The sequence below is a fragment of the Candidatus Flexicrinis affinis genome (genome assembly GCA_016716525.1).
GTDB classification, from domain to species: Bacteria; Chloroflexota; Anaerolineae; order Aggregatilineales; family Phototrophicaceae; genus Flexicrinis; species Flexicrinis affinis.
Genome location: JADJWE010000005.1, coordinates 46,328 through 65,986 on the forward strand (window position 1 = coordinate 46,328; position 19,659 = coordinate 65,986).

Here is a 19,659-nt window from a genome sequence, read left to right on the forward strand (position 1 = left end):
CCCCGTGTCACGCTCGACCATCCCCGCGCGCGACCCGTACGGGGAAGACTTCCCCGGCGCTGTCATACGTCACGGCGGTCGTATCCTCTTGAGTGCCGACGCTGCGCCCGACGGCGAGGCTCTTGCGCGCAGCGTCGTGATTCGTTACGGCGTGCGCTATCTCGAAAAGCACTTTCTCTCGCTCGTCCCCGGACTGATTGCGCTGGAACGCGGCGAGATGTTCACCGGGGAAGACGCGCTCGATTTCGTCGTCAAACGCAGCAACTTGTATCCCCGCACCGAGGTCTACGGCTACAGCAGCGACGGCGCCGACGAAATGAAGACGGTCAAGTGGCTGGACGTGGCCGAGCCGTTGATGGTGCTGGCCTACGCGAGCGCCACTGATGCGTCGCCGGTCGCGGTGATCGACGGGCTGGTTGGCCCGGAAGGCGCGTTCTCGGCGCGCATGTTGGCGGCACTCCCGCGCTACGATTCGCTTGACGCCGTGCCGCCCGCCGAGGCGGAATGACCGCGCTCGGCCCGCTGCTGGCCGCCGCCCGTACACGCTTCACCGACCACAGCACCTCGCCCGGGCTGGACGCGCAGCTGTTAATGGCGCATATGCTCAATGAGAGCCGCGCGCATGTCATCGCGCATCCGGAGCGCGAGCTGACTTCTGCACAAGAAGCGCGGTTCGCCGCGTTGGTCGAGCGCCGTGCTGCGGGCGAACCGATGGCCTACATCCTCGGCCAACGGGCGTTCTTCGACCGGGCCTTCAACGTGACGCCGGCCGTCCTTATCCCACGTCCCGAGACCGAAACGCTGGTCGAGCTGGCGATCACTGCGCCGCAGGCACAGCGCGCCGGCGCGGTGATCGTCGACATCGGCACAGGCAGCGGCGCGATTGCGATTACAGTCGCCGCTCACTGCCCGCAGGCCGACGTGCACGCCGTCGACATCAGCGCCGCCGCGCTCGACGTGGCGCGCGGCAACGCGACCCTCAACGGGGTTACGCTCACGTTTCACCACGGCGATTTGCTCGCGCCGATCCACGACGCCGGGCTGCAGGTCGACGTGCTGCTGGCGAACCTGCCGTACATCGACAGCGGCGTGCTGCCGGGGTTGGACGTCAGCCGCCATGAACCGGCGCTGGCGCTCGATGGCGGTCCGGACGGGTTGGACGTGGTGCGCCGGTTACTGGCACAAGCGCCACACGTGCTGGCGCCGGACGCGCTCGTGCTGCTGGAGATCGGCGCAGATCAGGGGGAGCGGGCGAGTGATCTGGCGCGTGCCGCCCTGCCTGACGCGCAGGTCGATGTCGTGAAAGATTTGGCGGGCTTGGATCGGATCGTCCGCGCGGTTAGGGTTCCACGCACGGGATGATGCGGTCGAAGTCGGTGTGATAGATGTACGCGTCGCCGCCGGCCTCGACCACGATGCGGTAGCCGGCGACGCCCGCGGATGCAGATTCCGGCGTGGGCGCGAGCGCGCCTTCGGCCGTGCATCCCAGCGTGGCGTCGGGCCAGTTGAAGGGCCGCGCGCTGACCAGCACGACATCCGCTTCTTCGACCTCGGCCGTGCGAGCCGCACGCGTGCGGGCGATCAACACCAACCCCTCGGCAATCGGATCGCGCTGGATGAACAGGTCGGGGCGGTCGTCATACAGGTTGACCGTGCCGCACACCTGCGCGTCCTCCGGCCCGACCAGCACCTCGATGACCGACTCGCCGTCGAGAATGCTGACCAGCGTCTGGCCCGAGACGGCGCGCCCGCATCCGTCGATCATGCGCCCCGCGCGCACGCCAGTCGCGGCGATGACGTCCAACTGGGCGGCGGGCCGGCCGCTTTCGGCCGCAGCGGCGTCGAGCGCCTGCGCTGCGCGCGCCTCCCGCGCGATTTCGGTCGGATCGGGTGTCGGGGCCTCGGCAGTCAGTGTGAGGGCGATGTCGAACGCAGACGGCGGCAGCGTGACGGTCGGCGTCGGCTCGACAATCGCCGGGGTAGCCGTCGGCGGTGCGGGGTTAAGGGCTTGGGTCGGAGGGGGTGTGGCAGACGGTTCGGCAGGCCCGCCGGTGCAGGCCGCCAGCCCGGCGAGCGCCGCGCCGATCAGTCCCGCCGTGCGGGCGAAACGGCGCATGAGTCGCTACAGCCCCAGCTTGGCGAGGAGGTCGGTCTTGTTGAGGTCCATGACTGACAGCAGCTTGTCGCGGCCGTTGTGCCCGACCACGATTTCGATTCGCTTCGGGTCGACCTCGAGCAGTTCGGCAAAGAACTGGATCAGCTCTTCGTTGGCGGCGGCACTGCCCGCCTCTTCGGCGACGAGCTTGACGCGAAGCGTGCTGTCGTCTTCCATCAGGCCGGCCATGCCCGTGTAATCGGAACGCGTCATGACCCGAACCGTAAAGGCTGCGCCGCGTGTCGCGGACGTAATCTCGAATTTGCGCTCCATAGCGGCCGTCCTTTCCATCGCACATACACTATACCGCGAAAGTGTGTCAAACGACTACGCCTTGACTCGCGGTCAGCGCCACACTGGACGGTTCCCACCGCATGACCGAGAATTCGAGGTGGGCCGCGGCCCCACGCCCCGGCAGGAGTCGGCACGCGTGCACCTCCCGAGTATTAGAAACGGGCGACCAGAAGGCGAACGTCCGTCGGAAAAGCAGTTCTCAGAGAGCCGGTAAGGAAAGGCACCCAATGACCGATATCCCGCGCCTGCGGCTGATGACCGCCCTGCAGCGCCACCTTGAACGGCTTGACCGGCGCAGCGATGCGCTGGCGCAGCGCGAAGACCAGCTCAGCCTCGTGCGGCTTGGCGCGTTCCTGGCCGGCGGCGCGCTGACGTTCCTCGGCGCGCCGGGCGGGCTGGCGCTGCCGGCGGCGGTGCTGTGGATCGGCGCGTTCGCGGCGGCGGTCGTGGTGCATCGACGGGTGCGCGAGGCCGCGCAGACGACACGCCAGTTGGACGCGATCAAGCAGGCACACTTGGCGCGGATGCTGTTGGCGTGGGACGGTCTTCCGCCTGCGCGCCATACGAGCGCCGACCCCCATCACCCGTATGCCAGCGACCTCGACATCACCGGGCCGCGCGGCCTGCTGCGCCTGATCGACACGACGACCTCGACGGCGGGGAGCGGCCGCCTGCGCGATTGGCTGTTGGCCGGCACGCCAGACGCCGAAGCCATCGCCCGCCGGCAGACATTGTTGGCTGAACTGCGCCCGCTAGGCGCCTTCCGCGACCGGCTTTCGATGAGCGCGCGTCACCCGGCCAGCGACGAAGGCGCGCTGCAAGCGTGGCTCGACGATCCGCACAGCGCGCCGCCCGTGCCGCTGGCCGCGCTCGTCGGCCTTGCCATGCTGGCGGTCATCAACGTCGTGCAGGTAGTCGCCTATCTGTCCGGCGCGGAGGCAGGCCTGCTGCCGCTTACGCTGGTGCTGTACGTCGGCCTGAGCGCCGTGTTCATCCGCGCCGTGGCGAAAGTCAGCGAAGACGCGCTCACGGTCTCGTACGAAGTCGGCCGGTTGGCCGCGGCGTTCCGGGTATTGGAGCGTCGACGCACGCCGGGTCGTCCACAGCTCGACCTGCTGCTGGCCCCGTTCCGCGACCCTGCCGCGCGTCCATCGTCGCTGCTTCGCCGGATCAGCCTGATCGCCGGAGCGGCCAGCGTGCGCGCCAATTTCATTGCATGGCTGGTGCTCAACCTGCTCACACCGTGGGATCTCATCACCGCATCGCTGCTGGCGCGCAGCAAACATGCGCTGGCCGCGGCGCTGCCGCGCTGGCTCGATGCGTGGCACGAGGTCGAGGCGCTGTCGGCGCTGGCGACGTTCGCCGACCTGCACCCCGAGTACGCGTTTCCCGCGCTGATCGACGCGCCCGAGCTGCACGCCGAGTCGATCGGCCACCCGCTGATCCCCGCCGAGCGCAAGGTGCGCAATCCGTTCCACGCCGACGCCGACTCGGCCGTCACACTGCTGACCGGCTCGAATATGTCCGGCAAAAGCTCCCTACTGCGCGCGGTCGGCCTCAACATCGCGCTGGCGTATGCGGGCAGTGTGGTCGATGCCGACGCGATGCGCCTCGGTCATTTCCGCCTGTTCACCTGCATCCGCGTGAGCGACTCGGTGGTCGAGGGCTTGAGCTACTTCTACGCCGAAGTGCGCCGCCTGCGCGCCTTGCTCGACGCGCTGGACACGCCCGACGGCTTGACGCTGTTCTACCTGATCGATGAGATCTTCCGCGGCACCAACAACCGCGAACGGCTGATTGGCGGGCGGTCGTATATCCGCGCACTGGCCGAACAGCAGGCGCTCGGGATCGTCGCCACGCACGACCTCGAGCTGACCGCGCTATCGGACGCCGTACCGCACGTGCGCAACCTGCACTTCCGCGAGACGATCACCGACGGACGCATGGCGTTCGACTACGTGCTGCGCACCGGCCCCAGCCCGACGACCAACGCGCTCACCATCATGCGCCTCGAAGGGCTGCCGGTGGACGCGCCCGAATCGGGTAGCGAGGCCGCGCCGGAGACGTTAGGCTAGTGTCGTGACTCCACGCACTTCACACGGAAGGCCGTTCCGACCATGACCGATTCGTTCCTCAAATCGCTGTTCGACCTGAACGGGCAGGTGGCGGTCGTCACCGGCGGGACCGGCGTGTTGGGCGGGGCGATGGCGCGCGGATTGGCGCAGGCTGGGGCGAAGGTCGCCGTTTTGGGCCGCCGCCGCGAGGCCGCCGACACTGTCGTCGCGCAGATCGAAGCTGCGGGCGGCACGGCCCTCGCCACGCCGGCCGACGTGCTCGACCGCGCCTCGCTGGAATTGGCCCGCGACGCCATTGTTCAAGCATGGGGCGGCCTCGACATCCTCGTCAATGCGGCTGGCGGCAACGTCCCCGCGGCAACGGTTGGGCCGGACGGCTCGTTCTTCGACGTTCCGGCGGACGCCTTTCGCAGCGCGCTTGACCTCAACCTGACCGGCACGCTGCTGCCCTCGCAGGTGTTCGGCGCGGTGATGGCCGCACGCGGCAGCGGCACCATCGTCAACATCTCGTCGATGGCGGCGCATCGCGCGCTGACGCGCGTAGTCGCGTATGGCGCGGCCAAAGCCGCTGTCGAGAATTTCACCCGTTGGCTGGCGGTCGAGCTGGCGCAGAAGGTCGGCGCAGGACTGCGCGTGAACGCCATCGCGCCCGGCTTCTTCGTCGGCGAACAGAACCGGCGCCTGCTGCTCAATGAGGACGGCACGCTCACGGCACGCGGCGGGACGATCATCGCACATACACCGGCGGGCCGTTTTGGCGAACCCGAAGACCTGCTCGGCGCGCTGCTGTATCTGGCGGGGCCGGCCAGCCGATTCGTGACCGGCACGGTGATGATCATAGACGGCGGCGTCGACGCCTTCAGCGGGATCTAGGGGCGAGGTTCGCTTAGGCGACGGCTGGCGGAGGCTGCGGCGAAGGAAAACTAACCACAAAGGACACAGAGGACACAGAGAAAAGGGAGCACACAGAGACGGTTTGTAGGGGCGACCCGACGGGTCGCCTTGCCCCTTGTCCCTCCCTTAAACGTCAAGGGCGTAGACGTCGTTCTTCTTCCATCCGCTTTCGGCGGCGACCTGCTTGGCTGCGGCCGACCGGCTGTCGCCCTTGTCGAGGCGTTCCTTGAACGCAGCGCGCACCTGATCGGCGTCCCAATGCAGCGCCTCGGCCGGCGCGCCGCCGATCAGGAGCGTGATCTCCCCGCGTGGGGGCTGCTGACGCATGTGTTCGCGCACCTCGGCCGCGGTGCCACGCACGAATTCTTCGAACTTTTTCGACAGCTCGCGCGCCACCACCACCGGCCGATCCGGTCCGATCCCGGCAACAATCGCGTCGAGCGCGTCGGTCAGGCGGTGCGGGCTTTCGTAGCAGATCATCGTGCGGCGCTCGTCTCTGAGGCCAGCGAAGTAGTCGCTCAGGTGCTTGCGCGGGAGGAATCCGAGGTACACGAACGAGTCGGTCGGCAGGCCCGAGCCGACCAGCGCCGTAATGACCGCGCTGGCTCCGGGCAGCGGCACGACCGGATAGCCGCGCTCGATGGCGGCGCGTACGAGTTCGAAGCCCGGATCGCTGAGGCCGGGCGTGCCGGCGTCGCTGATCAGCGCGACATCGCCGGTATCGAGGACGTCAAGAATGGCGTCGAGTTTGACCAGCTTGTTGTGCTCGTGATAACTGGTCAGCGGCGTGTCGATTTCGAAGTGATTCAGTAGAACGCGGCTCGTGCGCGTATCCTCACAGGCAATCAGCGCGGCGGACTTCAGAATTCGCAGCGCGCGCAGGGTGATGTCCTCGAGATTGCCGATGGGCGTAGGGACAAGATAAAGGGTGCCGGTCATGGTGCGTCCATCAGTCGCATGTTAACAGTGGGTCAGGCGGCGTGCATGCATCTAAACGCCCGCCGGCCGCTGTGCTATTATACGGGCAATCATTGAGAGCAGGCTGAACCATACCCTATGTCCCGAGTGCTGATCCTCCTTGGCGTTGTGTTCGCGGTCGTGCTGACCGCCGCCCCGGCGTCCGCCAACCTCGACTCTGCCGCCTGTGCCGGCATCGACCTGTCCGTCGGCGTGCCGAGCGCTTGCCTCGACTACATGCGGGCGTTCCCAAGCCCGACGCTGGCGCAAGTGCGGCGCGACGGCTACACCATCAACAACTACAGCTTCTGGAAGGTCGACTCGGCCGGCGCGCCGGTGTTCGACGCGCCCGGCGGCAGCGTTATCCGCGAGATCCCATCCGGCTTCCACGCGGTGCAGTCGCTCGACTGGACCAGCGTCGAAGGCTGGGTGCAAATCGAAGGCGGCGGTTGGATGACGGCGGCGTCGCTCAAGTACACGCCGGCGTCGGAGTTCCGGGGCGTGCAGGTGCTGGACGGCTTGCAGAACCAGTTCGCGTGGGCGCTCGACACGATGTACACGTCGGACTATCCCGGCGGCCCGCAGAACGCCGACAGCGGACGCTTGCTGTATCGCTACGACACGATCACGCTTTTCGCCGAAGCCTACGACGAAGAAGGGTGGCGCTGGTACATGGTCGGCCCCGATCAGTGGGTCGAGCAGCGCGTCATCAGCAAGCCGCTGAAGACCGAGCGCCCGGAAGGCGTCGAAGGCCGGTGGGTCTCCGTCGACCTCTACGAGCAGGCGATGGTCGCCTATGACGGCGATACGCCCGTGTTCGCCACGTTGATCGCGTCCGGCCTGCCCGGCACCGACACCAACGAGGGTCTGTTCCGCGTGTGGGCCGATCTGCCGCAGGACCGCATGAGCGGGTTCGCCGGCGCGCCCAACGCTTACGACCTCAGCGGCGTGCCGTGGGTGATGTACTTCGACGACTCGATCAGCCTGCACGGCACGTACTGGCACGACAACTTCGGCTACCGCCGCAGCCGCGGGTGCGTCAACCTGAGCATCAGCGATGCACGCTGGGTGTTCGAGTGGTCGCAGGAAGGTTACCGCCAGCAGGGTATCGACCGCACGAGCCGCGAGACGCCCGGCATCTACGTTCTGGTGTGGAGCAGCGGAGAGTATCGCGCCACCGGCGCCGCCACGAAGTAGACCGCACGCCGGGGCGCTGCCCCAAGCCCCGGCAGGAGTTTCCCTCCTGCACCTCCTTGCTCGCGAAATCATGCCGCATGCGGCATGATTTCGCATAGAAGGGAGTCCAGAGGGAATCCACCCTTTGGGAGAACAATGTCCGACTTCGAACATCTGGACGACGCGCAGCGGGCGGACGCCATGCTCAACGCCGCACGATCCGCGCTGGCGGCGTGGGGCTGGCGAGACGCGAATCCAAGCCTGCTCAGCCTGCGCAGCAACGCAGTGTATCGCGCCGAGTACAGCGGGCAGCAGGCGGTCGTGCGCGTGCATTGGCCGGGGCGCAAGTCGCAGGCGCGAATCGACTCCGAACTGGCGCTATTGGCGCATCTCGGTGGGTTGGGAATCAACGCGCCTCGACCGCTGGCAGCGTCCGTGCGCGTTTCACTTACTGAGCACACGCCGGCGATCTGTACGCTGGTCGCGTGGCTGGATGGCGAGTCGGTGCCGGTCGATCAGTTCATGCCCGAACACGCTGCGGCGGCGGGATCGGCCATCGCCGCGCTGCACGCCGCGGCGCGCTCGTTCGATCCACCCGCCGGCTTCGACCGTCCCACGCTCGACATCACCGGGCTGTTCGGCGCGAACTCGCCGTATCAGCCGGACGCGGCCGGACAGGCGCTGCTCGAGCCGATCCAAGACGTGCTCGACGCCGTGATCGAACGCACACAAGCGGTGTTCGACCGGCAACGCGCAGCGGGCGCGGCGAAGCAGCTCATCCACGCCGACCTCAAGCCCGACAACCTGCTGTTCGATGCCGGCCGGGTCGGCTTCCTCGATTTTGACGACTGCGCGTGGGGTTGGCCGCTGTACGATCTCGCGCCGATGCTGTTGTTCCTGCGCGCCAATCCGGCGTATGCCGCGATCAAGGCAGCGCTGTGGGAGGGGTTCGCCGGCAGCGCGCTGGACAACACGACCGGCGCCGACCTCGAAACACTGGCCGCGGCGCGCTACGCGACCTCCTGCCGGTGGGTGGCGGTGCATCACGATCACCCGTCGTATCGGGGCAAGGTGCCGGGCATCCTCGCGGGGAGAGCGTCGGAATTGGTGGGATATTTGGACAAGGGAATGCTATGAATAGAACAACGTTGCAGCGAATAGCGATACCCGTGATATTGCTGATGGCCGTCTGGCTGATTTTTCTGCTGTCGGTTCATCGATCAATGCAGTATGACGAGTCGTTCACGTTTCTCCGCTATGCACAGTCTCCCTTCGTTGCACTGTTTGCTTACGAACTTCCCAACAACCATCTCCTGCACTCTTTTGGCGTCTGGTTGATGACGTCCTTGATGGGCGATTCGACCATAGTCATCCGGTTCGTCTCCATGGCGGCAGGGCTTTTGTGCACGGCCGTGCTGTTCCGGATGACGCGACGAATTGCAGGGACCGGGGCCGGGGCTCTTGCCGTCGCGCTGCTCATGATCACGCCGATGTGGGCGGAGATGATCGCCAATGCCCGCGGATATACCCTGTCGGCTCTTTTAACCCTCTTATTCATAGGTGAAATCATAGGCACTGGCAGGCGATATTCGTTCCCCAACCGGCGTGTACTCTTTGTACTGACGCTGTTATTGACGATAACTCTGCCGACAATGGCACTGTTGTATGGAGCGGCGCTGATATGGGTTCTGCTGCGAATGTGGCGCGGTGATCCGAGAAAGCGATTGGTTGAGACAACCCTCCTGCCCATTATTGCCGGTGCTGTCACCGGTGGGGCCTTTTACGTATCGGTGTTCGTGTATGGACGCACCAGCGTATTCGGTGGTTTTGGCGAGCCGGGTATTGTCGAACTCATAACCGTATGGACCACGCAAGTCTTTGCGATGCCGCTTTCGCTGGTGCTGTTGATCGGCATTGTCATCGGTATTGCTGTGCTGTGGCAGAGAAACCGGGATTTCCTGGCCCTGTGCGGCATCATTGTCGGCGTCGTGCTGGCTTTCTCAATCCTGCAAGATATCGTGACCGGGCGGACATTTTTTGCGCGCAACTTTTTCTACCTCATTCCGCTCGTGACACTCGTGGGAGGAGTTGGTCTGGCACGGGCAATACGTGCCGTGCCGATTGCATCTGCTGTCCTGACGACGTTCCTGCTCATCGCGAGTGCAGCGTTGTTTATCAGTCTCAACGAGCCGACAGCATCCGAACGATTTACGATAGAGGTCGGCAAGCACATCGAGCCGGGAGATTTGCTGCTCGTTGATTGTTGCTATGATGCGCCACTCGAGTACGCTTACCGGGCCACTCCCGAATTGTTCGCGTATTCTCCGGACAAGCAGCGGGCCATCTTCGTGGAGCCAAAACAAGAGTCTGCGGAAGCATTGCCGGAACTATTCAAAGATATGCTGCCACTAGACCTGGCATCGTGTCATCCGGAAGACTGGGGCGAAACACGGGTAGAAATATGCGCGCTGGTGGCCGATTCGGCTGACGGCTGAGGCTCCTTATTCCATCGTATCAGGGCAAGGTGCCGGGCATCCTCGCGGGGAGAGCGTCGGAATTGCGCCGGTATATCGAGCGTGGCGCCCTGTGATACAATGCCGCCGTTTGACGTAGCGATGCAGGTCGGTTGAATGCGCGGTATCCCCGGTTGGATGTTCATCTTGAGCGTATTGGCGCTGGTCGGCGCGACGGTATTGTGCTCGATCGTTGCCTACGGCGTCGCGCAGCAATTCGCCGTCGATGCGGGTGATCGCGGCATCGACACCGCGGCGATCTCGTTCGACGTGTTTCGCGAGCAGCTCCCGACGCACACGCCGACGCTGACCCCGACCGACACGCCGACACCGGAGCCGACGAGCACGCCGGAACCGGGCGTGACGTTCACGCCGGCGCCGCCGACCGAGGAACCGACACCCGATCCGCTGGCTGGCATCCCCGAACTGAACGACCCGACCCGCAAGACGATCCTGCTGCTCGGCATTGACGAGCGTTCCGGGTTCGATACCGACCGCGCCTATCGCAGCGATACGATCATCCTGATCAACGTCGATCCCGCGCGCAAACGGGTGGGCGTGCTGAGCATCCCGCGCGACATGTACGTCAGCATCCCCGGGCAGGCGCAGAATCAGCGCATCAACACCGCCAACTATGTCGGCGACCTGAGCAATTATCCGGGCGGTGGCGGTCCCGCGCTGGCCGCAGAGACGATCCGCCAGACGTTCGGCATCCGTGTCGACAACTACATCCGCATCAACTTCGACGTGTTCGAGACCGTCGTGGATTCGCTCGCACCGCAGGGCATCGAAGTGTGCCCGACCGAAGCGATCGACGATCCCAAGTATCCGGACGCCGGTTATGGCACGATCTCGATCCATTTCGACCCCGGCTGCCAGCGCCTGAACGCCGAGCGCCTGCTGCAGTACGCCCGCACGCGCGCCACCCAAGGCGGCGACTTCGACCGCGCACGCCGCCAGCAGGAAGTGCTGAAGGCGGCGCAGGCCGAGTTCCTGAGCCTCGGCGGAATCGCCAACTTTGTCACGCAGGCCGTGCCGCTGTACCACGCGTTGATCGACAGCATCAAGACCGACCTGTCGCTGGACGAACTGCTGGCGCTCGCCCGCCTCGCCGGTGAGATCCCGCGCGAGAACATCACGACCGGCGTGATCGACAATCGCTACGTCAGCTTCGCCAAAGATCCGACCGGCGCGGACGTGCTGGTGCCGAACATCGGCGCGGTGCGCGGCCTGATCCAAGACGTGTTCAACCCGCAGCCCTCCCGCACGCTGGCCGAGCTGCGCACGCTGGCCGAGAATGAAGGCGCGACAATCAGCGTCTACAACGGTACCGATATCGCCGGGCTGGCCGGCCAAACGCGCGACTGGCTGATTAGCCGGCAGGTGCGTGTCGAGCCGTCGGTGGGCAACCTGCCGACACCCGACAACGGCCCGACCCGCATCCGCGATTACACCGGCAAGCGCTGGACGGCACGCTATCTGGCGGCGCTGATGGGCATCCCCGAGGATCGCATCGGGGCCGGCGTGGACGGGCTGGTGTCAGCCGACGTCCTTGTCGTGGCAGGCGGGGACATTCAGCCGCTGTTGGCCGGCGAACCGGCTACCCCCGCACCATAGGCGCTCTTGGTGAGAGATATGATTCGCGAACATGACCGTATTGTGCTGACCACGGACTTGCCTGATGGCCGGTTCCGCGCCGGAGACATCGGCGTTGTCGTCATGATTCACGGCGACCACGCGGGTTATGAGGTCGAGTTCTTTACCCTCACCGGCGACACGCTGGATGTTGTCACAGTGGATGTAGAACAGGTACGCCCGGTCAGCGAACACGAAATTCTTCACGCGCGGGCGATGTAGTTTGTCTCGGCGGATGTCTAGCCGCAGGCACATGGTACAATTAGCTAAGATCTAGATGCCTAAACGAGTGAACCGCGTGCCTGTCTCCCTCTTTCCCGCATCAATTCGTGAACATTTCGAGATCATGAGTGGCGTCACGCTTCTAGCATACTTCACGCAGACTTTCCGGAAGAATGGAAGGACATCATCGCGCTTCTTACTGAGTTCGGTTGTGTCGAAGCTGGATCGAACGCGGTGGTGGCAACAAGAGTGAGGTTGCACGGCATGTCGACCGGACGCTGGGCGCGCGGGGCTGGATCGAGCGCAGTTTCGACACGGCCATTCGTGTCAACGATCAGACGACCGACTCACCCACACACAGCGTCGATTGTTTCAAGAATCGAATTGCGCTTGAGGTCGAGTGGAACAACAAGGATCCTTTCTTCGATCGAGACTTGAACAACTTTCGCCTACTCTTTGACCTCCGAGTCATTAGTGTAGGAATCATTCTCACGCGCTCGGATGAACTGCAAGCGATATTCAACCAAACTCGGCCGGGGTTCATCGTACGGAGCCTCTACGACCCACATGAGTAAGCTGCTTCCAAAGGTTTCCGGCGGTGGTGCAGCCGGCTGTCCTTTGTTAGTGTTTGGGATCAAGGCGGCGTTGTATGCGGAGGATTGTTAGGGATGACCGATTCTCAAGCCGCATACGACTTCGCCGCATTCGTGAATGGGCAGAAATTCGGTACGATTTTGGCTGATCCCCATGGCAGTTTCCAGAACCGCACAGGCAAGGTTGCACCTGAACACCAACGCTTGTCGCGCTATCCGACCCTATCGCTCGACGACATCATGACGCTTCCCGTGTGTGACGCCGCTGCCGATCAAAGCCACTTGTACCTCTGGGTTCCGAACGCTTTGCTGCGCGAGGTCTGGATGTACTTGCTGCATGGGGGTTTGAATACAAGACAGATCTCGTGTGGCATAAGGTCCGCAAGGATGGCGAGCCGGACGGGCGGGGTGTCGGGTTCTACTTCCGCAATACGACCGAACTCGTACTATTCGGCGTCCGGGAAAACTGCGCACGCTCCAGCAGGGAAGAACGCAGGTCAACATCATCAAGACGCAGAAGCGTGAGCATTCTCGTAAACCGGATGAGCTGTACGACATTGTCGAAGCGTGCAGTCCCGGTCCGTATCTCGAGATGTTTGCCCGTGGTTCACGTCCGGGGTGGCTCGTTTGGGGAAATCAGGCCGACGACTACCTCATTTCGTGGGACACATACAAGAACAACAGTCAGACACTCTCTATGCCGCGAAACGGGAAGGTCAATTCTCAATTGAAACTGTGGGACTCCGACGATGGCGACTGATCCGACCCCCGCACCATAGGCGCGGGGCAAGCGCTACGTGGCCGAGAGTTCCGCGATCGCCAGCACCGCCCAATTGACGCACAGCAGAACTATAAGCAGTGCCGTGACCGCGCGTGCCCGCGGCCCGATCAGCGCGAACGTTTTTCGAGGGTGAGCAATCACTGCGGCCGCGGGAACGCATATCAGCGGCACGAACGGCACCAGAATCGATTGTCGCCGTAGGTCAGGAACGCGCTGCCGGTTATCGCAAGCAGCAGCACCGCGCATAGCTGGACTGCGGGTTTGGCCCGATGCGCCACGCTGCCGATCACGAACAGAACCATCACCGCGGCGAAACTGACGCCGATAACGGCCGTCGGCACGAGCCAGCCCAAACGCGCAATCGGCGATTGGCCGTAATACCCTTCACGATAGCTGTAGGCGTACTGGCGCGGTAGTTCGTACAAGTAGCGCACGGCCTGTACGCCTTTTTCCGGCAAACGGAACCGGATTGCGCACGATCCACGCGACCGCCTCTTGCGTCCCACGCTGTGCCTGCTCGATCGGCGTCAGGCCGTAGAGCGGACTTGCAGGGTCGTCGAGGATATGCGACTCCGCTGCCCCACGAGCCGTCCGCCCATGGATTGTTGCCTGCGTACAGGTCGCGGCCGGTTCGGGTTGACAGTGTCGCCCAGCCGTACGTCTGCGCGTTGTAGATCAGCCACGGACTGATCGTGACGACCAACGCGACCAGCGCGGCCTGCATACACGACGGCGCGCGCCTTATATCGCCATACGATGTAGACGAGCATCACGGGCAGCAGGACCGCTCCGAGCGTCCCGCGCGTAAGCGCCGCTGCGCCGAACAGGACGCCGAGCAGCACGCCCCATCCGATGCCGCGAGAGGCGTTCAACCGGCGCATACCGACCTGTGCAGCCGCAAACGCAGCAGACAAGACAGCAGCGTAAAGCGTTTCGGTCAGCAGATAGTCGTTGTAGTTCAACACGAGTGGCAGGCCAGAGCACAACCCGCCGGCGATCAGGCCGCGCGCGGGCCGAACGCCGCGCGCCCGACGAACAGCGCGACTGCCACTGGCGTGAGTCCGTACACGGCTTGCAGCAGTCGGCCCCCGAGCAGTCCATCTGGCCACAATCCGTAACCCGCCGCCAGCGTGACCGGGTACGCCGGCCAATGCCCGCTGGAGAACTGTCCCGTCTCAAGAAGCACACGCGCTTCACGATCGTAGCGGATCATGTCGGCCACAAGGACAGGCTCGGGGTTGAGCAGGATTGGCGCGAGCCGCAGCATCAAACCCACGGCGAGGATCACCATGGACCATGCAAGCCATTGCCGGACTGGACTTCCATTGGCGTGGGTGCGGACTTCCGCGCTGTCGGACATGAGTCGACCCTCCCCCGGAAACTCCCGATTGAGTAAGCACGTCGGACTTGGGGTGTGATCGAGGGGATTGGACAGCCCGGGTTGCGCGCAGAGTATGGCGTTTTGTTTCGCATCATTGCAGATCGGGTGACGGGCCGCGGGCGCGCTTTCCTCAATTTCTGGTACAGTCACGGGTCGCGAGTTTGGTGTATCGTGATCATTCCGCAATGACACAACGCGATAGGAGCGCCGCATGTCGAAGGTCGTGTATTACGTCGCCGCGAGCGTGGACAATTTCATCGCCGACGGTGACGGCAAGGTCGAGTGGCTGGAGAATTTCGGCAGCAACGTCGACTATGGTTATGAGGCGTTCTATGCCTCGCTCGGCGCAGTCGTGATGGGCAGCAAGACGTACATGGACATCTTCGGGTTCAGGGTCGGGTGGGTGTATCCCGGCGTCGACGCGGTCGTGATGACCCGGCGTGGAGCTGCCGCGTTTTCCCCGAGGCCGACCGGCTGGAGCTTCGCGCAGGGGATATCGGCGCAGTGATCGCCGATCTCAAAGCGCGCACCGACAAGGATATCTGGATCGTCGGCGGCGGCGATCTCGCCGCGCAGGCGGTACAGGCCGGCGCGCTGGACGAGATTCAGCTTGCGATTATGCCGATTCTACTCGGGCGTGGAACGCCGCTGTTTGCCGCGTTTGACGGTCAGTTGCATCGACTCTCGCGTCACACACCGTGTTTCCCGACGGCGTGCTGATGCTGACGTATGCGGTCAGGCGCTAAGGCGCCGTTTGAGAAGCAATGTGGAGGCATTGCCTCCACACCTCCACAAGGGGTTTACACCCCTTGACCCCCATCTCCGGATTGTCCTCGCACGCGAGGACAATCCGCGAGAAAAAGGCCGGAGGGCGACAGCCTTCCGGCAGGGTTTGGGACAGCGTCCCAACCTAGAATCTCCTTTTCAGCGACCTCTAAGGCGCGCTGCCGAGGCTGATCGATTTGATAACCGTTCGGGTAGGTGCGGCTGCGCTGCCCGGTGAAGTGGTACGGTCGCTTGCGCACCGGCAGCAGGCGGGTGATCGCCGCGTTTAGGCGCAGCCCGCGCCGCACCGTCCATCGCCACCATGCCGGCGGCGTGCGAAACCCGAACGCCGCCCGCATCCGGTCGTCGAGCAAGGCGACGATACCCGACCGGATCAACGGGTGCAGCGGGCGCGGAAACCAGTTCATGAATACGTGGATGGCCGCTTCGGCGATCTGCGCGTTCTCCGGCGAATAACGGAAGTGCGCGGCCTCGTAGGCGTCGTAGAAGGATTCCATCTCGGCGTAGGTGGCGGGGATGTCCTTGATGCCCATGCGCTTGCCGACCTCGCGCCAGAAGTAGAAGTTGGCGAGGCGTTCGGCCTCGGTCGAAGGCCGCCATGCCAATACCGGGTTCCAGCGAATCGGTTCGTAGATGAACGAGCCGAGCACGTAGAGATAGTCGTCGTTGGCGATGTCGAACCGGCGGTGCATGCGGTTCATCTGACGGATGGCCGCGTGCCCGCGTTCGCTGTCGATGCCGTGCTCGGCAATCTCGGAGACGATCAGCGCGGTGTCGTCGTAGCGCTTCTGCCCGCGCGTCGTGAATTCGCCGGTCTGCGCGAGCAGCTTGAAACATGCTCGGCGGCGAAGGTCTTGAACAGCGCGAACTCGAGCGACCGCTGGGTTGCAAATGGATTCATACGCGCCGACGAGATAGACGATCCGCTCGTAATCCGTCGACGGATCGAGCGCAGCGATTTCGTCGCGGCGGGCATAGCGGCTCACTGGAGACGTGGCGCTGGCTAGCCCGATCAGGCTGCACGTTGCCGATCAGGAACACCGTCAGCAGTACGCCGCCGACGATCGCGATTGCCAAGTACACGTGCTTGTGCCTATAATTGATGGCGTAGAACTTGCGCACGCTGGCCACCAGCGCGACGAACGCCACGATGTTGGCGCCCATCACGAGCGGCACGGCGATCGAGTTGCTGAGGTTGAGCAGCCGGAAGCACAAGGGCAGAACGACATATTCGAGAATGCAGCGCACCCGGCGAACAACATCGATGCCATGAACGTGTTCTCGGCGGCGCGCTGCTGCGGTAACGTGGTCGCCGCAACAATAGGCTCAACGGCGCTGTCGGGAGGGGTGCTCGTGATCTGCATGTCGGATGGTTCGGTTTAGTGGCTGGACACGCCCCGCAGTGTATCATGTTTTGTAGATTTGTGACGTTTTTTCGGTTTTTCGGTGTTGTGATCTGAGAATTCCTATGGGATTTGGGCGCTGCCCCGAAGCCCCAAGGAAACTTGCACTCCTGCACCTCCTTACTTGCGGAATTGAGCCGACTGCGGCTCAATTCCGCGAATGAAGGGTCAGAGGGCGTAAGCCCTTTGGTCGAGTGTGGGGGCGAAACCTCCGCGCTGTGCCTGACTGTTGAGGGAGCTGGAGACCGTGTCCCCGATCGACACACTGCTTGGCGCCATCTTCGAGGATCGCCGGCCGGGCTTCTACACCGAGTTCGAGGCATGGGTGCGCGGGTCGCGCCTGGTACCGTGCGTTTCCCGAAACGTACCAGACAAAGGTTCGTTCGAAGCTGCGGGCCGCGCGTGACGCCGATGCGGTGAGCGATCTTTACGCCCGAATTGCAGGCCGCCGCGCTATTGCTCCCACGAGCCGAAGATCGGGCTCGGTACGAGACGTATGCGGCGACCGGCAAACCGCGGGCCGGATTTCTCGGCGACGTGGAAGGCACACACGCGCTTCAATGTGGAGGTGCGCGTGCGCAGCAGTGGAATAGCAGAACCTCGACCCTCAAGCGCGACAAGCCAAGCTGACCGGCATCCTGTGCGACAAGGCCGGCCAGATGCCGGCGGGGTCGTCAACGTGTTGTGGCTTGCCGGCGATGCAGGGGTCACGGTTGACGACGTGGCCGGTGCAGCGGCTTCGCTGCGCGGGCGCGCCGAAGGCAAGGAGAGGCGTTCTTCGCGAGGCGCAGGTTCAAGAGCCGCGCGGAGTTCACCAGCATTACCGGCACGTCAGCGCCGTCGTGGTGCAGCAAGGCGGTGCGTTGGCGGTGTGGCCCAACCCGTTGGCGCGTCATGAGATTCCCGGAGACCTGTCGCGCATGTGATCAAACGGCTGGCGGCTCACGCTTCGCCTACGGAGTATCGAGTTCGTGGAGGAGTGGATCGATCAGGCCACGGGGGCGGGCCGGTCAGCCGCCAGTTCGCAGCGGCGGAACGCCAGCACGTAGCCCACTGTTTGAGGATGGGCCAGTACGGACTGCCGTCGGGGAGGTTCTCGATCTTGGTGTCGAACTTGACATAGACCCTGATGCATGGATGCCAGCAGCGCCATGGCGACGTCAGCGTTGGCCCCATGGGCCGAATACCCGAAGTGCGACAGCATATACACGGGTCGCGGTGGAAGATGATCCAGCTCTCTTCGCCGTCCGGTGTGCGGGCGCGCAAGCCGGTCAGCTTTTGCCGACGTTGCACTCGGGGCCGTCGTCGGTGACCCACGTCGGCTGATCGGTGCGACGCTGCAGCAACCACTCGGTTTCATGCGGGAGCAGTGTCGTCACGTGCATCGCATCGTGGCGGAGTCATTTCGGCGCCAGCGAAAGGACGGCGCAGGACGGGCAGCTCACGCCTGCTTCACAAAGCCCGCGCGGTCGTACAGCGCTCGCGCGGCATCGTTGCCGCAGATGATCTCGAGCGACACACTGCGGGCGGACGTCGTCCATGCGGCGTCGAGCAGGGCGTTGACGATCGACGTACCGATGCCTGACCGCGGTGACCCGGGACGATACCCAACCGTGTCATCCACGCCTGCCATTCCGCGCGCCCAGCATACCCAACCCGATCAGTTCGCCCCAGCCATCAATCGCCACGACCGATTTGTCGAGGCAATGTCTTAGACGTGAGCATGCTCCTGCAAGCGCGGCCCGTCCATCATCGGCACGATGGTCAGCGCGCGTGACGTTGTACGGGCAGGCCAGTTCGTCCCAGCCAGATTCGCTCTCCCGGAGATCGGGTGCGTGCGGGACAAGTCGGGGCAGATTGTTGGGCTGTAACACGACGGTACTTTCGTAATGCGGCTGCGGCTTGGGCGTTTTCATTGCTGTGCTGCTGCTGTCTGCTGGTGGCGGATAAGGTAAACGTCAATGGCGGCTGCGGGCGGTAAATATCGGCTCTGTACGGCGAAAGCGGATGCTCACTGTGCCGTACCCGGTCTAACTCGGACGTTGCGTCAACTTGTGTTCGGCTGCTATGTTCTTAACTTGCGTTAGTGGTCGTAACCTCAAGGGCGATGGAAAGTTTGATTAGTGTTACTCGCGGGCTGGACGGCCGATGCGACACACCCAATGTATCACAACTATTGACGTCAATAAATCAGTTGTTCCTTAATTCTTCTCGGTCGGGTCTCCCTACCGGATTCTGCGTGCCGGCGTACACTCTGCGCCGCGATCATCCACGATCTGCCGCTGCGCTGACCTCTCGGTTCGCCGACGATCCGGCCTCGCCCGCTACACTGCCGCGCGCCTCGGCGGGCCCGCCCGAGACGCTCACCGCTGCGCGACACCGAAGATCTCAAAACGATCGTTACGGCGGCGTGGGCGGCGGGCGTGCCAGTGCGCGTGCTGGGCGGCCCCGGGGCCAACGTGCTTGATCCAGCGATACCGGCGTGGATGGATTGATCGTCATCAGCAATCGCACAGCCGAGATCGTGCCGCCGGGACGCAGGCTTACCTTGCGCGTAAGCGCGGGAACGACCCTGCTCATCTGTCGCGTACGTGCGCAACCGCCTGCGCCGGGTTCAGTGGGCGGTGACCGTCCCCGGCACAGGTCGACGGCGCGGTGGTCAACAATGCAGGAGCGCATGGCGCGTCGATGGCTGACTGTGTGGTGTCGGCCCGTGGCTGGTCAGGCCCACGGGCGCGCGTGAATGGACGCTGGCCGATCTTGGTTATGCGTACCGGCATTCGGCGCTCAAAGC

General features: G+C 64.1%; 23 protein-coding genes and 2 pseudogenes. 16 read left to right on the forward strand and 9 right to left on the reverse strand.

All coding sequences use genetic code 11. From position 1 onward, the window contains the following. Positions 1 to 4: 4 nt before the first annotated feature. The gene (locus IPM16_15195) at positions 5 to 508 is read left to right on the forward strand and encodes a hypothetical protein (GenBank protein ID MBK9124447.1); all 504 of its coding nucleotides are present in this window, start codon (positions 5 to 7) and stop codon (positions 506 to 508) included. Then, a complete protein-coding gene (prmC, locus tag IPM16_15200; protein ID MBK9124448.1) occupies positions 505 to 1,362 on the forward strand; it encodes a peptide chain release factor N(5)-glutamine methyltransferase in 858 nt (285 codons plus the stop codon). Before IPM16_15195 ends, prmC begins: the two co-directional genes overlap by 4 nt. Here prmC and IPM16_15205 read toward each other — a convergent pair. Both IPM16_15205 and IPM16_15210 read right to left on the reverse strand, forming a co-directional pair. Continuing rightward, positions 1,340 to 2,116: a hypothetical protein gene (locus IPM16_15205; GenBank protein MBK9124449.1), complete on the reverse strand. Its 777-nt coding sequence runs from the start codon at positions 2,114 to 2,116 to the stop codon at positions 1,340 to 1,342. The two genes, prmC and IPM16_15205, sit on opposite strands and share 23 nt — an antisense overlap. Before the next feature lie 6 nt (positions 2,117 to 2,122). Further along, the gene (locus tag IPM16_15210) at positions 2,123 to 2,428 is read right to left on the reverse strand and encodes a DUF167 domain-containing protein (GenBank protein MBK9124450.1); all 306 of its coding nucleotides are present in this window, start codon (positions 2,426 to 2,428) and stop codon (positions 2,123 to 2,125) included. 248 nt (positions 2,429 to 2,676) lie between these two features. Between IPM16_15210 and IPM16_15215 the strand changes: the two genes are divergently transcribed. Beyond that, positions 2,677 to 4,524, forward strand: coding sequence for a hypothetical protein (locus IPM16_15215; GenBank protein ID MBK9124451.1), 1,848 nt, complete (start codon positions 2,677 to 2,679; stop codon positions 4,522 to 4,524). Positions 4,525 to 4,566: 42 nt separating this feature from the next. Further along, the gene (locus IPM16_15220) at positions 4,567 to 5,397 is read left to right on the forward strand and encodes an SDR family oxidoreductase (GenBank protein MBK9124452.1); all 831 of its coding nucleotides are present in this window, start codon (positions 4,567 to 4,569) and stop codon (positions 5,395 to 5,397) included. A 147-nt stretch (positions 5,398 to 5,544) separates the two neighbouring features. Here the strand turns inward: IPM16_15220 and rsmI are convergent, their stop codons facing one another. Then, on the reverse strand, positions 5,545 to 6,357 hold the full coding sequence (gene rsmI / locus IPM16_15225) for a 16S rRNA (cytidine(1402)-2'-O)-methyltransferase (GenBank protein MBK9124453.1): 813 nt from the start codon (positions 6,355 to 6,357) through the stop codon (positions 5,545 to 5,547). Positions 6,358 to 6,474: 117 nt separating this feature from the next. Here rsmI and IPM16_15230 point away from each other — a divergent pair, with 117 nt between their 5' ends. The 7 genes and pseudogenes from IPM16_15230 to IPM16_15260 all read left to right on the forward strand — a co-directional run bounded on the left by IPM16_15230 (position 6,475) and on the right by IPM16_15260 (position 13,274). Continuing rightward, positions 6,475 to 7,572 carry a L,D-transpeptidase gene (locus tag IPM16_15230; protein MBK9124454.1) on the forward strand — a complete coding sequence of 366 codons (1,098 nt, stop codon included), beginning with the start codon at positions 6,475 to 6,477 and terminating at the stop codon, positions 7,570 to 7,572. 135 nt (positions 7,573 to 7,707) lie between these two features. Further along, positions 7,708 to 8,688, forward strand: coding sequence for a phosphotransferase (locus tag IPM16_15235; protein MBK9124455.1), 981 nt, complete (start codon positions 7,708 to 7,710; stop codon positions 8,686 to 8,688). Further along, positions 8,685 to 10,046, forward strand: a complete 1,362-nt coding sequence (locus IPM16_15240; protein ID MBK9124456.1) for a glycosyltransferase family 39 protein — start codon at positions 8,685 to 8,687, stop codon at positions 10,044 to 10,046. The genes IPM16_15235 and IPM16_15240 overlap by 4 nt, the downstream gene beginning before the upstream one ends. A 135-nt stretch (positions 10,047 to 10,181) precedes the next feature. Then, entirely contained in the window at positions 10,182 to 11,681 is a 1,500-nt protein-coding gene (locus IPM16_15245) for an LCP family protein (GenBank protein MBK9124457.1), read from the forward strand. A gap of 18 nt (positions 11,682 to 11,699) precedes the next feature. After that, on the forward strand, positions 11,700 to 11,921 hold the full coding sequence (locus tag IPM16_15250) for a DUF4926 domain-containing protein (protein ID MBK9124458.1): 222 nt from the start codon (positions 11,700 to 11,702) through the stop codon (positions 11,919 to 11,921). Positions 11,922 to 12,068: 147 nt separating this feature from the next. Then, positions 12,069 to 12,587 (forward strand): annotated as a pseudogene (locus IPM16_15255) (restriction endonuclease). Between the two features lie 2 nt (positions 12,588 to 12,589). After that, a pseudogene (locus IPM16_15260) lies at positions 12,590 to 13,274 on the forward strand (S-adenosylmethionine-binding protein). 182 nt (positions 13,275 to 13,456) lie between these two features. Here the strand turns inward: IPM16_15260 and IPM16_15265 are convergent. Genes IPM16_15265 through IPM16_15275 form a run of 3 tightly spaced genes read right to left on the reverse strand, consistent with a single transcriptional unit; the run spans position 13,457 to position 14,655 of the window. After that, positions 13,457 to 13,801 (reverse strand): hypothetical protein, encoded by a 345-nt coding sequence (locus IPM16_15265; protein MBK9124459.1) that lies wholly within the window; start codon positions 13,799 to 13,801, stop codon positions 13,457 to 13,459. 21 nt (positions 13,802 to 13,822) lie between these two features. Beyond that, the gene (locus IPM16_15270; GenBank protein ID MBK9124460.1) at positions 13,823 to 14,260 is read right to left on the reverse strand and encodes a hypothetical protein; all 438 of its coding nucleotides are present in this window, start codon (positions 14,258 to 14,260) and stop codon (positions 13,823 to 13,825) included. A 32-nt stretch (positions 14,261 to 14,292) separates the two neighbouring features. After that, a complete protein-coding gene (locus IPM16_15275; GenBank protein MBK9124461.1) occupies positions 14,293 to 14,655 on the reverse strand; it encodes a hypothetical protein in 363 nt (120 codons plus the stop codon). Positions 14,656 to 14,887: 232 nt separating this feature from the next. Between IPM16_15275 and IPM16_15280 the strand changes: the two genes are divergently transcribed. Then, the gene (locus tag IPM16_15280) at positions 14,888 to 15,184 is read left to right on the forward strand and encodes a hypothetical protein (GenBank protein ID MBK9124462.1); all 297 of its coding nucleotides are present in this window, start codon (positions 14,888 to 14,890) and stop codon (positions 15,182 to 15,184) included. Then, on the forward strand, positions 15,181 to 15,396 hold the full coding sequence (locus tag IPM16_15285; protein ID MBK9124463.1) for a dihydrofolate reductase family protein: 216 nt from the start codon (positions 15,181 to 15,183) through the stop codon (positions 15,394 to 15,396). Before IPM16_15280 ends, IPM16_15285 begins: the two co-directional genes overlap by 4 nt. An 80-nt stretch (positions 15,397 to 15,476) precedes the next feature. Here the strand turns inward: IPM16_15285 and IPM16_15290 are convergent, their stop codons facing one another. After that, positions 15,477 to 16,448: a DUF2236 domain-containing protein gene (locus tag IPM16_15290; protein ID MBK9124464.1), complete on the reverse strand. Its 972-nt coding sequence runs from the start codon at positions 16,446 to 16,448 to the stop codon at positions 15,477 to 15,479. 7 nt (positions 16,449 to 16,455) lie between these two features. Between IPM16_15290 and IPM16_15295 the strand changes: the two genes are divergently transcribed. From IPM16_15295 to IPM16_15305, 3 genes are all read left to right on the forward strand, one after another. Continuing rightward, positions 16,456 to 16,845 carry a hypothetical protein gene (locus tag IPM16_15295; GenBank protein MBK9124465.1) on the forward strand — a complete coding sequence of 130 codons (390 nt, stop codon included), beginning with the start codon at positions 16,456 to 16,458 and terminating at the stop codon, positions 16,843 to 16,845. 267 nt (positions 16,846 to 17,112) lie between these two features. After that, a complete protein-coding gene (locus IPM16_15300; protein MBK9124466.1) occupies positions 17,113 to 17,271 on the forward strand; it encodes a hypothetical protein in 159 nt (52 codons plus the stop codon). Positions 17,272 to 17,554: 283 nt separating this feature from the next. After that, the gene (locus IPM16_15305; protein MBK9124467.1) at positions 17,555 to 17,791 is read left to right on the forward strand and encodes a hypothetical protein; all 237 of its coding nucleotides are present in this window, start codon (positions 17,555 to 17,557) and stop codon (positions 17,789 to 17,791) included. Between the two features lie 515 nt (positions 17,792 to 18,306). Here IPM16_15305 and IPM16_15310 read toward each other — a convergent pair. Together IPM16_15310 and IPM16_15315 are read right to left on the reverse strand one after the other, a co-directional pair. Continuing rightward, entirely contained in the window at positions 18,307 to 18,489 is a 183-nt protein-coding gene (locus IPM16_15310; protein ID MBK9124468.1) for a GNAT family N-acetyltransferase, read from the reverse strand. A 776-nt stretch (positions 18,490 to 19,265) separates the two neighbouring features. Continuing rightward, entirely contained in the window at positions 19,266 to 19,445 is a 180-nt protein-coding gene (locus IPM16_15315) for a hypothetical protein (GenBank protein MBK9124469.1), read from the reverse strand. Positions 19,446 to 19,659: the final 214 nt, after the last annotated feature.